Annotated in this window: 10 protein-coding genes; 9 read left to right on the top strand and 1 reads right to left on the bottom strand. The window is 69.7% G+C overall.

Annotated features, from left to right (window positions below; genetic code table 11):
- Positions 1-25: 25 nt before the first annotated feature.
- The 9 genes from OZ403_RS05230 (at position 26) to OZ403_RS05190 (ending at position 11,778) form a co-directional block, all read left to right on the top strand.
- Entirely contained in the window at positions 26-1,372 is a 1,347-nt protein-coding gene (locus tag OZ403_RS05230; protein ID WP_140787860.1) for a bifunctional glycosyltransferase/class I SAM-dependent methyltransferase, read from the top strand.
- 90 nt (positions 1,373-1,462) lie between these two features.
- Positions 1,463-3,157: a hypothetical protein gene (locus tag OZ403_RS05225; protein WP_268783623.1), complete on the top strand. Its 1,695-nt coding sequence runs from the start codon at positions 1,463-1,465 to the stop codon at positions 3,155-3,157.
- Between the two features lie 264 nt (positions 3,158-3,421).
- Positions 3,422-4,141 carry a hypothetical protein gene (locus OZ403_RS05220; RefSeq protein ID WP_140787858.1) on the top strand — a complete coding sequence of 240 codons (720 nt, stop codon included), beginning with the start codon at positions 3,422-3,424 and terminating at the stop codon, positions 4,139-4,141.
- A 75-nt stretch (positions 4,142-4,216) separates the two neighbouring features.
- Complete coding sequence (locus tag OZ403_RS05215; RefSeq protein WP_268783622.1) at positions 4,217-8,587, top strand: pilus assembly protein PilY; 4,371 nt, start codon at positions 4,217-4,219, stop codon at positions 8,585-8,587.
- Positions 8,584-9,120 (top strand): type IV pilus modification PilV family protein, encoded by a 537-nt coding sequence (locus OZ403_RS05210; RefSeq protein ID WP_140787856.1) that lies wholly within the window; start codon positions 8,584-8,586, stop codon positions 9,118-9,120. Before OZ403_RS05215 ends, OZ403_RS05210 begins: the two co-directional genes overlap by 4 nt.
- Positions 9,117-10,322 (top strand): PilW family protein, encoded by a 1,206-nt coding sequence (locus OZ403_RS05205; protein WP_140797365.1) that lies wholly within the window; start codon positions 9,117-9,119, stop codon positions 10,320-10,322. The genes OZ403_RS05210 and OZ403_RS05205 overlap by 4 nt, the downstream gene beginning before the upstream one ends.
- A 1-nt stretch (position 10,323) precedes the next feature.
- Entirely contained in the window at positions 10,324-10,968 is a 645-nt protein-coding gene (locus OZ403_RS05200) for a pilus assembly FimT family protein (protein WP_140853150.1), read from the top strand.
- 106 nt (positions 10,969-11,074) lie between these two features.
- Positions 11,075-11,404, top strand: a complete 330-nt coding sequence (locus tag OZ403_RS05195) for a c-type cytochrome (RefSeq protein WP_140797363.1) — start codon at positions 11,075-11,077, stop codon at positions 11,402-11,404.
- A 50-nt stretch (positions 11,405-11,454) separates the two neighbouring features.
- Positions 11,455-11,778, top strand: a complete 324-nt coding sequence (locus OZ403_RS05190; protein WP_140787849.1) for a hypothetical protein — start codon at positions 11,455-11,457, stop codon at positions 11,776-11,778.
- A 21-nt stretch (positions 11,779-11,799) separates the two neighbouring features.
- Here OZ403_RS05190 and OZ403_RS05185 read toward each other — a convergent pair whose 3' ends face one another.
- Positions 11,800-13,239, bottom strand: coding sequence for a sensor histidine kinase (locus tag OZ403_RS05185; protein WP_140853147.1), 1,440 nt, complete (start codon positions 13,237-13,239; stop codon positions 11,800-11,802).
- Positions 13,240-13,479 lie beyond the last annotated feature (240 nt).

The raw sequence follows: 13,479 nt of genomic DNA, 5'->3' as shown, positions 1-13,479 counted from the left end.
AGCCGCCTGTGCTAGTCAGCCCGGCGTGACGCCACCGCTTTCCTTCGTCCTCCCCTTCTCGCCCGACACCGCGGCGGCAGCTTCCCGCTTCGCCCACGCGTTGCCTCCTGGCGCGGAGGTCGTCCTCGCTGGAGAGGGCTCCGTCGACGCCGCCTCCTCGCCCAACGTGCACGTCCTCACGGTGCCGGGTGGCAAGGGCGCAGCCATCCGCGCCGCGCTGGAGAAGGTGTCGGGAGCGGTGACGGTACTGCAGGATCCGGACACCTCGTATTCGCAGGACGTCTATGACGCGCTGGTGCGCCCCATCCAGGCGGACACCGCGGACGCCGTCTTCGGCCTGCGCACGGCGCAGGGGCTGGCGCCGGAGCTACTGGCGGACCGGGCCCTGGGCCACGTCACCCGCTTCGTCACCGACGTGCCGCTGACGGACCCGCTCACCGGTCTGCGCGCCTTCCGCACCGAGGCGCTGCGCTCCGTCACGCTCACCAGCGACGACGACGCGGTGGACGCGGAGCTCGTGGTGAAGCTGGCCGCACAATTGTTCCGCCTCACCGAGGTGACGCTGCCGCCTGGCGCGGTGCCTCGCCGGACGCCCGCGGCGCACCTGTCCCGGCTCAAGACGCTGGTCCGCTACGCGACGGTGCGCGACGACGCGGACAACCAGCACGAGGGCTACACCACGCTGGAGCGCATGGACGGCGCCGTCCACTACAACCAGTGGCTGGGCCGCCGCTTCCGCGAGCACCTGGGCCGCCGGGTGCTGGAGATTGGCGCCGGCATCGGCACGATTACCCGCGAGTTGGAGTCGGGCCTGGAGCTGCTCATCGCGCTGGAGGTGGACCGCTTCTACGTGGACCGCCTGAAGAACCTCTTCCGCGGCAAGCCACACATCCGGCCGTACCTGTCCGACGTGGCCCTGGCGGACTGGGAGTCGCTCAAGACGGAGCAGTTGGACACCATCGTCCTCTCCAACGTGCTGGAGCACATCCCGGATGACGCGTCCGCCGTCCGGCGCTTCAAGCAGATTCTGGCGCCCGGAGGCCGGGTGGTCATCCTGGTGCCCGCGCTCCAGCAGCTCTTCGGCGCCATCGACGAGGCCGTGGGCCACTACCGCCGCTACACGCCTTCCACGCTGCGCGCGGTGCTGGAGGAGAATGGCTTCCAGGTGGAGACCCTGGAGTGGATGAACCTGGCCGGCCTGCCGGGGTGGTTCGTCAACAGCCGCCTGCTGCGCCGCCGTTCGGTGCCCAAGCTCCAGCTCAAGCTCTACGACACGCTGGCGCCCCTGATTGCGCGGGCGGAGTCGCACGTGAAGCTGCCGGTGGGCATGAGCCTCTTCGCCGTGGCCCGCGCCACCGGGGGCGACGCGTGAGGCACCGCCGCCACGCGTGACACCCCGGTCGTCCATTGAATCGCAGCCGCCTTCCAAGGCGGCCTCGCCCGAGAGCAGGGCCCCGCCGCCATGAACTCCACGCCCTTGCCCGCCGACGCGCCCCCGGAGCCCACCACGGCCCCCACTCCCGAGCGCCAGGCCCTGCCATCCCGAGGCGCGCCGCGCGCCGTATGGGCCGCCCTGGCGGCGCTGTACGTGTTGCTGTTCCCGTACCACCCGGGCCTGCGCTCGCCCAACGAGCTGTGCCGGCTGTGGCAGACGCGCGCGCTGGTGGAGTACGGCACCCTGCACATCAACCAGGCGCTGCACGACTACGGCAAGGTCGGTGACCTGTCCGTGAAGGACGGGAAGTACTACCCCAGCAAGGCGCCGCTGCTGTCGTTCGCGGCCGTGCCCCTCTACGCCGTGCTGCGCGCGGTGGGCGGCGGCCACCGGCATGCCGTGCCCGAAGTGCCCCTGGTCTTCTTCTCGCGCCTGCTGCTCACCGTGCTGCCCACGCTGGGACTGCTGTGGCTCGTTCGCCGCTACCTGCGCGCGTCCCTGGAGCCGCTCGTCGCGGATGCGCTCACGGTGACGTATGGGCTGGGCTCGCTGGCCTTCAGCTACTCGCTGCTCTTCATGAGCCACCAGACGACGGCGGTGCTGCTCTTCGCCAGCTTCTACGCGCTGTGGCGCTGCGCGCGTGGCGAATGGCGCGAGCGGGGCTACGTCCTGGCGGGCGCCTTCGCGGGCGCCACCGTGGCCGCCGAGTACACCGGTGCGCTGGGCGTGCTCGGCCTGGTGCTGTACGCGGTGCTCACCTTCGCCTTCCAGGACGCGCCCGCGCGTGTTCGCTGGGCGCGCCTGTGCCGGGCCGCGGGGCTGGCCACGCTGGGCGCCCTGCCCTTCCTGGTGGCGCTGATGGCCTACCACCAGGTGACGTTCGGCCACCCGCTGACGAGCGGCTACAAGTACCTCAACGACGCGGGCTACCAGCCCTGGCACCTGGGCGGCTTCCTGGGCATCCGCACGCCGGACCCGCGCGCCTTCGCCCTGTCCTTCTTCTCCCCGCTGCGGGGCCTGTTCACCCTGGCGCCCTTCCTCCTGCTGGCGCTGCCGGGGCTGGTGCTCGTGTGGCGCCGCCGGAGCCAGTCGCCGGAAGCCCGTGCACTGGCGTGGCTGAGCCTGGCCCTGCTCCTGGGCTACACGTACTTCACCTCGTCGTTCTCCTACGACTCGTGGGGCTGGACGACGGGGCCGCGTCACCTCACCGGCATGGTGCCCTTCCTCCTGCTGCCCGCCGGCCTCTTCCTGGAGCGCCTGCGCGCCACCGGCCAGGGCGCGTGGGCCCTGGGTGTGGCCGCGCTACTGTGCGCGGTGTCCATCGTCGCCACCGGCGTGGCCACCTTCATCAACTACATCCCCGATGATGTCTCCAACGCCGTGGGCGCCCTGGCGCTGCCGCTGCTGCGTGAGGGCTACTTCCCGCCCGGCGTGCTGACCTTCCTGGGGCTGCCGGCGGGACTGGCGGGTGGGGTGCTGGCGGGGCTGCTGCTGGGCACCGCCGCCTGGGTCTTCGTCAGCCTGGCGCGGAAGCCCGGCCAGACGTGGCCCGCGGCGCCCGCGCTGGGAGCATCCCTGGCGGTGCTGCTGCTGCTGGGCACGGCGCATGTCTTCACCAGCCGGCATGACACCGCGGACCGCAACGCCGTGCGTTTCCTCAAGTCCGTCTGGTTGAACGCCCCGGAACGCGACGTGACGTTCTGGCCTCGCGGGCGCGGCTGAAACACGACGCTCCCTGTGACTGTCACAGGGCAACCACACGTCTCGCCCTCAGGGACGAGCCTCACGATGCGTCCCACTTTGTCGCTGACTCGCAAGTTTTGCGAGGTCCGCAATCCGTGTCGCATGAATCCGTGTCAGGCTTTACCCAGGCCCCTGGCCAAGCGGCTGGATGCATTGACATGGATGTACCGCGAGAGCGGGCCTGAGGATTGCTGAGACAGACACCTGCGCTTCCCTGCTGCCCTTCAGGGCAAGGAGTCCCCGGTGCGCTGTCATCCGACCCGCAAGCCCGCACACGCCTCTGGCGCGCGGAGAGGGTTCACCCTGCTGCTGGCGCTGGGCCTCATCGCGCTCGTCACCGCGGGCGTGCTCGTGACCCTCCGCGCGGTGACCACGGAGAGCACGCTCCAATCCCATGAGCGCCGCTCGCGTGAAGCCCTCTTCGCCGCCGAGGCGGGCATGGCCGAAGGGCGCGCCGTCGTCCTGGCGATGATGAACAACCCCGTCGCGGGAGGCATTGGCAGCTACAGCCAGGACGTCCTGCAGCGCCTGCAGGTCGTGGCCGAGCAGGGCCTGCCCGACGTCGCCGCGGGCGGCGTGCCCTGGCGAGAGCTCATTCCCCAGACGCCGTACACGCTGGCGCGTGGCACGGCCATCGACGACACCGTGACGGGCGCCTCCGTCGAAATCAACGACGTGGAGGGCGAGCCCATCCGCGCCTACCCGGAGGCTCGCAGCGTCTCCTTCCGCGTCTTCGTCGTGGAGGACGACGACGACGCCGACCGCAACGCCGACGCCAACGGCCGCATCTGGCTGGTGTCGGTGGGCGAGGTCCAACCCCCGGGCCCGGGCCTCCCCTACCGCACCATCGTCCGCTCACTCCTGGAGCACAGCAGCACCCAGGGAGGGCTCGCGTGCAGCTACGGCACGAAGATGGGCTGCCGGGGCACCGGCACCTCCAGCAGCGGCCTTCCCACATTCTGATTTCCAAGCCTTCAACCGCAATCCGTTGCACCTGAATCGGGCGGCCCTGAAGCACCGGCCGCCAGGGGGGACATCATGCGCTGGACTCGAACCTGGATGGCCGCGGTGGCCGTGGCCGCCGCGGGAGCCGTGCTCGCCCAAAGTCCCGGCGGCGACACGGGCAGTGGCGGCACGGATGGCGGCGCCAGCAGCCTCGCGCTGTGCATCGACACCACGGACCAGGACAAGCAACCCGACTTCAGCAGGGACGCGGGCATCCCCAGCGCCATCATCGTCACGGATGACAACCCGCCCAAGCTGCGGCTCAACACCAACCTCAACGTCCTGGACCCGGAGAAAATCATCCTGCCCTTCGAGCAGGAGCTCACCGCGCTCATCGTCGATGACCGCGCGGGCAGCGGCGCCTCCAGCACGCTGGGCTGGTTCTATTACGACGAGCTCATCGACGCCGAATACATCGATGACAACGGCACGCGAGAGAATTCCGATGACGACCGGCTGCTGGACAAGAACCACAACGGCGTGCCCGACTTCCACGAGGACCTCTACAACATCAACCCCTCGCGCTACATCGGCGTGGCGCCCCGCTGTCCCAACCGGACGTTCACCCACCGGCGCTGGGGCGACGCGGGGACGGTGACGCTGCGCGAGCCCGACCTGTTGATGGGCCCGTGCAACTCCGGCAGCAACTACGCCGCCAACACGGGGCCTCGAAGGTGGCAGGGGCGCTCTGACTACCCTGCCCGGCCCTCGACTGGCGGCGTGGTGGGCCGCCCGGTGCGCGACTTCACCAACGACTTGTTCGCGTATGACCCCTACCACGGGCGCGACAACCTGAGGCAGAGCGCTGTCACCTCCGGCATCATCGATACGTACTTCAGCGACCAGGGCCTGTTCCCACACATCCCGAACCTGCTGGAGCCCCGGCATGCCCTCAATGGCAACAGGGGTATCGGCAACCTCGTCTTCCTCTCCACGGACGACGACGAGACGTCGTGCCACGAATCGGAATCGGCGGAGTGCTTCGCGCCACGTCAGGGCTGGACGCTCGACGGCAACGGGCAGTTCATGCGCACCGGCACGGCCTGGGACAAATCCGATGAGGCGGACGGCATCCCTGACTACAAGGCCAGCGCGTTCGACAGCGCGGGCCGCCTCATCACCGGCAAGAGCACGACCGCCGCCATCACCAAGGCCGAGGACCAGGTCGTCCCCATGGGACGGCTCGCGGGCCGGCGTGAAATCGTCTTCTTCCTCGTGACCTATGTGGAGCAGGTGTACGGCCCGGCCACGGACTCGTGCTTCATCACCCGTCCGACGACGGATGGGCGCGAGGTGCAGTGCGACCTGTGGATGCACGGCGACATCAACGTCTTCTTCACCAAGACGCCGCTCAACATGGACCTGCACCAAGGCAGTGACCCGCTCGTGGTGAGACAGAAGAACCTCCGCACCAACTGGCTGAATCCCATGGTGTACCCCCGGCTGGAGAACGACCCGGCCTACGGTGGCGTCGTCTTCCCGAACGACCAGACGCAGGACGTCCCCTCCGTGAACCGCCGCGCGGCGCACACCATCGTGGGCGCGCCGCGTGACAACCCCCTGGTCTGGATTCTGGGCTGGGAAGACCAGAACGCGGGCGGTGACCGCACGTACAGCGACATCGTCATCCTCATCAACAAGCAGAACAACGGCTCCTACCGCTCCGACGTGGTGTCGGACATCTCGCCGGACATCTCCCTGGACTTCACCATCACCGAGGTGACGTTCACCGTGGAGGACCAGCCCTACTACGCGGCGGACGGCGGCGGCATCGCGCCCTGCTCGCTCTCCGTCAAACTGCCGGACGGCGGGACGGGCCAGCGCAGACCGGACATCAGCTATGAGGTGGCGCTGGACTGCAAGGTCTGCCAGGAGCCCTGCAACACCTCCAGTCCCACATACGTCCTCAACGACAATCCGAACTGGCTCCGGGTCCCCATCCCGGACAGCGACGGCGGCGTGCGCAATGAGACGGCCGTCCTGCAGGACTTCCTGGAGCAGGGCCGCGTGGGAACACAGCTGTGCTGGCGCGCGGTGATGGAGAGCCCGGGTGAGTCCTGCCAGCCCACCATCCACAACATCAACGTCTCCTACAAGGCGCAGCGCAGCGGCGAATACGGCCGCGCGTCGCTCATCCCCATGGCCAACGCCGTCATCCACGGCGTCTATGAAACGCCCGGGCGCGCCTGGGTCGCCGACGGAGGCGTGGACCAGGTCTCCATCCGCACCTACGACAACCGCCCGGACACCATCGACCGGGGCCACATCTACCTGAAGAAGCTCTATGAGCCCGCCACGCTGGCGCCCTATGAGCCCACCCAGGAGGTCTGGGACTCCGGCAAGTGGATGCGCGACCTGATGCGCACGCTGGAGACCCGTCCCGGCGAGCCGCTCGACACGCGCAGGCTCGTCACGCTCAATCCGGCGAACCAACAGGCCATCGACGTGAAGGACCTGATGGCGCGCGCCAACACCACCAGCCCCGTCTTCCCAGACACCTACTGCACCCGCCGCAACGGCAGCGTGTACCTGTATGACCTGGACGGCCGCAACGGCTGCACCGCGGATGACCGCGTGGCGCTGCGCGACTGGCTCTACGGCTGGGAGGACCGCCAGTCCTCCCTGGTCCGCAACCGGATGCGGACCTGGCCGCTGGGCGGCGTCAACCTGTCCACGGCGGCCGTCATCGGGCCGCCCAACGTGCCCGCGTGGCTGCTCGAAGGCCGCAACCTGGACACGGAGCGCCGGAAGTTCACGGAGAACTTCAGCGCGGCCAACACGGGCCGCCCCACGGTGACGTACGTGGGCACCACGCAGGGCTACCTCCACGCGCTGGGCACGGGCTACTTCCGCACGGGGGATGACCCCTGCACGTCAGGCCGCGTGGAGTACCAGGGCTACTTCGGCCGGGCCGGCAGCTGCGCCAGTGGCCAGGACTACGGCGCGGGCAGCGAGCTGTTCGCCTACCTGCCCTTCAAGATGCTTCCCTACTACGTGGAGAACTACCGCCGCGCCAACGACGCGTACTCCACCGAGCGCGCCACGATGGACGCCACGCCCTCCGTGGCGGACGTGGACCTGCGGAGCAACGACTACCGCCCGGACACTGGCCACGACCCTCGGGAGACCGACGAGGCCTGGCGTCCCCGCCCCGCCCGGAACGAGGGCGCGAAGACGGTGCTGGCCAGCGCCACCGGCCCCAAGCAGAGCATCTTCTTCGCGCTCGACGTCACCAATCCCACGGACTCGAGCTACCCCACGCCCCTGTGGGAGTTCGACATGAAGCGGGACCGCTTCACGTCAGTGGGCGTTCCGTGCACGGGCAACGGAAACGGCTGCAACCCGCTGCCGACGCTCTTCACCGGCGCCACGCCCAAGCCCGACACACGCGGCTCGCGCCATGCACCCTCGCTGGTGCGCATGGACTTCGGCCAGGCGGGCGGCAAGAAGTGGGTGTCCCTGTTCGGCACGGACTACTCGCCTGAGTCCGGCACGGTGGGCACCGTCTACCTGATGGACCTCAAGACGGGCCTGCCCGCGCAAGTGACGGGCAACAGCGCGAAGGCGCGGCTGGCGGGCGTCGTCACGCTGGGCACCACCGCGGACGCGAATGAAGGCATCGGCGGAGAGCCCATCCCGCTGGACGTGAATGGCGACGGCAACGTCGACGTCATCTACGTCCCGTCCACCTCGGGGAAGATCTACCGAATCAACCCCACCTACTCGAACACCGGGGCGAACACGCCGCTGGGCAAGGTGCTGGCCTCCTGTGTCGTCGCGGACGCGCAGGCCGTGCCCGGCATCCGCAACCCCACCAGTCAGCGCATCTTCTCCACCATCTCCGCATCGGTCGTGCCTGAAAGCGGCTCCCGCCGCGTGCGGCTGTACTTCGGCACCGCCAACAACCCGGACATCGCCAACGAGCCGGACGACACCGCCGACCCGCGGCCCCGCTATCACCTGATGGCCTTCGAGGACCGCGACCCGGTGCCCGCAACGCGGCCTGGCGCCAACTGCCCCGCGCACCTCGAGTGGACACGCGAGCTGGGCGAGGGCCAGGTCGTCTGGGGCGGCGTCTCCACTACCCAGGATGGCGTCTTCACGACCAGCGCCGTGGGCCGCGCCGCCAGCGCGTGCGACCTGGACAGCACCACCAGCGGCAGGGTCTACGCCTACAGCACCGCGGGCAATGCGCTCGCGGGCAACGACACCCCCATCGACGGCCACGGCACGCACGCGCCCGTGCTCTATGACAATCACCTGCTCATCGTGAAGAACGGGCAGGTGCGCGCGCTGGGGAGCGGGACGTACAACAACCCCACCGCAGAGACGCCGCGAAGCAGCTCCCGGGTCCTCATCTGGGACGTGCAGTCCGGCTCACGCGTCCAGGAGGTGGTGCCATGAACCGGCGCAGGTTCCACACCCATCCGCGCGGCCTCAGCATCCTGGAGACCATCGCCACCGCCGCGGTGCTCATGCTCGGCATCCTGGGCATCATGCTCACGCTGGGCACCGCGTCCCGACACAACCGCCGCAACAACAACCTGAGCCAGGCGAACCTCATCGCCGAACAGGAGCTGGAGCGCGTGGTCAACCTCCGCTGCGTGGGCGAGCCGCTGAATGACCCCTGCATCAACATCAAGCAGCTCGACGACACGCGGCGCGACGTGTGGTGGTCCGCCAATGGCCGCATGACGGAGACGCCGCCCCTTCCGGGCGCGACGCCGCAAATGGCCTACACGCTGACGCTGGACGTAGACCCACCCTTCGAGGGCGCCGAGACAGGCGAGCCCGCGCTGAGCCGCGCCATCCCGCTTCCCCACGCCAGCAACCTGGCCCTGCACCAGGTCGTCAACGTCCGCGTCACCGTGAGCTGGGCGGAGGAGCCCGGCGCTCCCCGCCGCGCGGTGGCCTTGCAGACCCGGATGGCGCCATGAAGCGACTTCGTTCGACGACGCCGCGCGGCTTCACGCTCATCGAGCTGATGGTGGCCGCATCGATGTCCATGCTGGTGCTCGCCACCGCCATTGGCGTGAGCGTCCACCTCCAGCGCCGGGGCCTGCTGGAAGAGCGCATCATGGAGACGCAGAACAAGGGCCGGGCCGCGCGTGACTTGATGGCGTTCGGCGTGCAGCGGGCGGGCGCGGGCATTGGCAGCGTCTCCCTCACCGGCGGCCGGATTCCCGCCGGCGAAGCCGACCTGTTCTACGCGGTGTGGGCTCGGCCCCAGGCGACCTTCCCGGACGACGCCAGCTTCGTCCCACCCGCCGATGCCGCGCTGCTGTCGGATGCCCTGGAGGTCTGGGAGACGGACCCGGCGCGCATGGTGCTGCTGGACCAGTGCCCCTTGCCGGCGACCGCGGCCTGGTTCGAGGACACGCTGTGCGTCGGAGGCCTGCCGCCCGCCTTCCTGGACAATGCGGTCATCGCCGTCGTTTTTCCGGGTACGGACGACGAGCGGGGCTGGGCCTGCGTGGGACAGGTGACGAACCTCGTGGCGGAAGGCGTGGAATGGACGCCCGCCATCCCAGGCCGACCCGCACCCGCCGACGGCAACTGCCATCCCGATGCCGTGACGCTTCCCGAGTCGCCCTGGCTTGGCACACGGGAACCGCGCGAAGGGGGCATGTACCTGCTCCCGCTCACCAGCCGCAGCTACCGGGTGAACTGGCCCGGCGGCACGCCCGTGCTGGAGATGGACGTGGATGGGCCCACGGGGCCCGCGGGCTACACCGCGGTGTCCCAGGACATCGAGCAGTTGCAGGTCCGGCTGGGCGTGATTGCACCCGACGCGCTCCCCGGCGCCCCCGTGCGCTTCTTCCCGGACGCGGAGACCGGGCGCCCCTCGCTGGCCACCTGCACCCAGGCCACCTGCGCCCCGCACATCTCCTGGGCCTGGGACCCGGGCGTACCCGTTCCGCCGGACCGCGGCCCGGGCAGCGCGGGTGACGAACTGATGCGCCACATGCGCGTGGTGGAGCTGTCCATCACCGCGCGCTCGCAGCGCGCCGAGCTGACGGGGAACGAAGCGCCCGGAGCGCGAGATGACGACGGCAACCTCCGGGATGGCTACAAGCGCCGGCACAGCGTCATCCGCCTGGCGCCTCGCAACTTCGCGTTCGTGGGAACGGGGGGCTGACATGCTGCCACGCAACCGAGGCATGACGCTGCTGGAGGTGATGGTCGTGGTGGCCCTGGTTGGCATCTTCACCACCCTCTCCGTGTCCAGCTTCCAGGGCATGACGGAGCGCCAGCGCCTCGGCGCCGCGCAGCGCGAGCTGGTGCTGATGATGCAGGAGGCCCGTCAGAAAGCACGCGCGACCCACCAGCCCGTGCGGCTGGGCACGCGCGTCACGGATGAGCAGGGCGTCCAGGTGACGCGCATGCGCTGGGAGGCACTGGCATGCAGTGATGCCTGGGGCACCGTGTGTCCCATGCCCGCGTGCCAGGAGAACGCCTGCGGCGTGGGCGGCTGCGAATGCGCGGAGCTGGGGCCGGAGCTGGTCATCCCGCCGAAGCTCGACGTGGACCTGCTGGTGGGCCTGTGCTGGCTGGGCAACCCCGGCGCCAGCGCGCCCGTCGTGGCCCCGCCGGCGCCCGGCGGAAGGGTGTGCGAACCGAACGCCCTGCTGCCCACGACGGAGCGGCTCGTCCTCCTGCGCAACGGGGGGACGCTCGAATCGCCGGACTGGAAACCGGAGCTGGTATTCCAGGCGGATGGCCTGACGGCGGCAGTACGCCCCATGGATTGTGACAAGCACGCCTCCACGCCAGGCTGCCAGTAGGCGGCGTCCGCACCGCCGCCGTCGCGCGTGCGAACGGGCCGCTTCGGCGTATGCTCGGGGGCCCGGGCCCAGGGCCCGGCGTGCAGTCCGCAAGGAGCCCCCGACAATGATGAAGCGGTTGGTCCTGGTCCTGAGCCTGGGTGGAGCCACCGGCGCCCACGCGGACGCCGTGGCCGACGTGTGGCAGGCGAAGTGCACCGTGTGTCACGGCGGTGACGGCAAGGCGCAGACGAAGATGGGCCAGAAGGAGTCCATCGGCGACATGAGCCGGCCCGACTGGCAGCAGTCCCGGACGGACGCTGACATCCGCAAGGTGATTGCCGACGGCGATCCGCGGAACAGCAAGATGAAGCCCTTCAAGGACAAGCTTACCCCAGCGCAGATTGACGCACTGGTGGGATACATCCGCACCATGAAGGCGCCGACGGCCCCTTGAATTTCCGTTCGAAGCCGCGCGTCATCCCCTCAAGAGAAACGGAGCCCCCCATGAAGAACCTCACCGTTGCCGTCGTCTTCTGCCTCTCCATGGCCAGCCTGTTCACCTCCCTGCGCGCCGACGCGCTCTCGTCGGTGCACATCGAGAAGGGGGTGTCTCCGGCGCAGTCGCTGTCCCTCCGCCCGGATGACGGCAAGGGCGGCGGTGACGACAAGGGCGACAAGGGTGGCAAGGGCGGTGAGGAGGACGAGGAGGAGTACCGCAAGCGCCGCTACGCCGGCCTGTCCCAGCAGGCCGCGATGGAGCTGGTGGACCCGGGCGCGCTGACGGACGTCATCCGCCTGCAGGCCGCCGTGAAGTTCGGCCAGCGCTAGCAGCAGGCCACGGGCCGGGCCTCAGGCAGTCTTGCCTGGGGGCCCACCCAGCGGCCGGGTGACGCGAGGCAGCGTCACCGAGAAGCAGGTCCCCGTGTCCGCCGACGACGCCACGTCCAGCCAGCCTCCGTGCGCGGTCACGATTTGCGACACGATGTAGAGCCCCAACCCCAGGCCCTGATGCTTCGGCTTCGGCTGACCCGGCTCGGGGGGCACCCCGTGGAACGGCGAGAAGAGCCGCGGGCGCAACGACTCGGGGATGGGCGGCCCACCGTTGTGGACCTCCACGCGCTGGAAGAGCGAGTCCTTCGCCGCCAGCCGCACCCGCACCGAGCTCCCCTCCGGGCTGTGTTGAAGCGCGTTGCCCAGCAGGTTCGACAGCACTTGTCCCAAGCGCTCCTCGTCCCAGATGCCGCGTGACTCGCCGTCCACCTCCAGCCGGACGCAGCACTCCGGATGCGCGGGCTCCAGCTCGGAGATGATGCGCCGGCACACGTCCTCCATGGACACCTCATGGGGACGCAGCGGAATGCCGCCAGCCATGCGGGCGCGCGTGAAGTCGAGCAGCTGTTTCACCAGCCGCGCCATCCGCTCGGCGCTCCCGTCGATGCGGGCCACCACGCGCCGGACCTCCGGGGGCAGCGTGTCCCGGGCCAGGAGGGCCGCGGAGGACAGCCGCACCGCGGCCAGTGGATTGCCCAGGTCGTGGCCCAGCACGCCGATGAAGCGCTCCTGGAAGCGCGCCTCCTCCTCACGTTCCAGCTCCTGGCGGCGCCGCGCGGTGACGTCCCGGCAGATGGCGAACAGGCCGTACACAGTGCCGTCTCCGCGGCGAAGCACGCCCTTCGTCGTGTGCCAGATGCGGTCCGTCCCCGGGCCGCCTTCCGCCCCTTCGTACGTGGCCGTGTGCCCGGAGCTCATCACCTCGCGGTCGTGCGCCAGCGTCGGCGCGGCCCGGTCGGCGCCCAGCAACTCCACGTCCGTGCGGCCGAGGATTTCGCGCGGGGCCCGGTGGAAGGCGCTCGCGGTGGCGGGATTGATGAGGATGTACCGGCCCGACACGTCCTTCACGTAGATGGCGTCGGTGGCGCTCTCGATGACGGCGTGCAGCAGGTCATGGTCGCGCCGCAGGGCTTCTTCCGCGGCCATGCGCTCGGTGAGGTCCTCCAGGAAGAGCACCACGCCGTCGTCACACGGTGATACGCGCGCCTGGAGCCACACGGTGCCCATGGGCGACTGCCGGGACACCCGCGCGATTTCTGGCGCGCGGCGTGTCACCACGCGGACACACGCACTGAAGAGGCCGCCGTCCCACGCCCACGGCGCTTCCTCCAGCAGCCGGTTGTGCACCAGGCTGCCCTCTTCTCCACCGAGCCAGCGCTCCGCCTGCACGTTGGCGGAGACGCACTCGAAGTCGACGATGCCGCCGACCGCGGAGCGCACGCTCCGCAAGACGACCACCGCCTCGGAAAGAGGTTCGTCCCCTTCGGTGCCCAGGCACCTGTTGATTCCACGGCCAGATGACATGTCGGCGTGGCCCCCGATGCTGCCGTTGTGAGCCACCCTAACCCCGCAGCAGGGGGTGGGGCCAACCGGTCCCCGGGGTGGCTGAACAGTGCCCGAGCTAACCAGAGCTTCCGATTTCTCCTGTTTCGCTCGACAGCCGAAGCGCTCCGTCGTTGACCTGACAGGGTGAGACTC

This window comes from Myxococcus sp. NMCA1 (assembly GCF_026810205.1).
GTDB lineage: Bacteria > Myxococcota > Myxococcia > Myxococcales > Myxococcaceae > Myxococcus > Myxococcus xanthus_A.
Note: the sequence above shows the minus strand (reverse complement) of the source record. Positions and strands in the feature narration are given on the sequence as shown.

What these genes read in the sequence shown, in the direction of transcription:
- OZ403_RS05195 (WP_140797363.1), top strand. Translation starts at nt 11,075, where the DNA reads ATGATGAAGCGGTTGGTCCTGGTCCTGAGCCTGGGTGGAGCCACCGGC.
- OZ403_RS05225 (WP_268783623.1), top strand. Translation starts at nt 1,463, where the DNA reads ATGAACTCCACGCCCTTGCCCGCCGACGCGCCCCCGGAGCCCACCACG.
- OZ403_RS05215 (WP_268783622.1), top strand. Translation starts at nt 4,217, where the DNA reads ATGCGCTGGACTCGAACCTGGATGGCCGCGGTGGCCGTGGCCGCCGCG.
- OZ403_RS05190 (WP_140787849.1), top strand. Translation starts at nt 11,455, where the DNA reads ATGAAGAACCTCACCGTTGCCGTCGTCTTCTGCCTCTCCATGGCCAGC.
- OZ403_RS05210 (WP_140787856.1), top strand. Translation starts at nt 8,584, where the DNA reads ATGAACCGGCGCAGGTTCCACACCCATCCGCGCGGCCTCAGCATCCTG.
- OZ403_RS05200 (WP_140853150.1), top strand. Translation starts at nt 10,324, where the DNA reads ATGCTGCCACGCAACCGAGGCATGACGCTGCTGGAGGTGATGGTCGTG.
- OZ403_RS05205 (WP_140797365.1), top strand. Translation starts at nt 9,117, where the DNA reads ATGAAGCGACTTCGTTCGACGACGCCGCGCGGCTTCACGCTCATCGAG.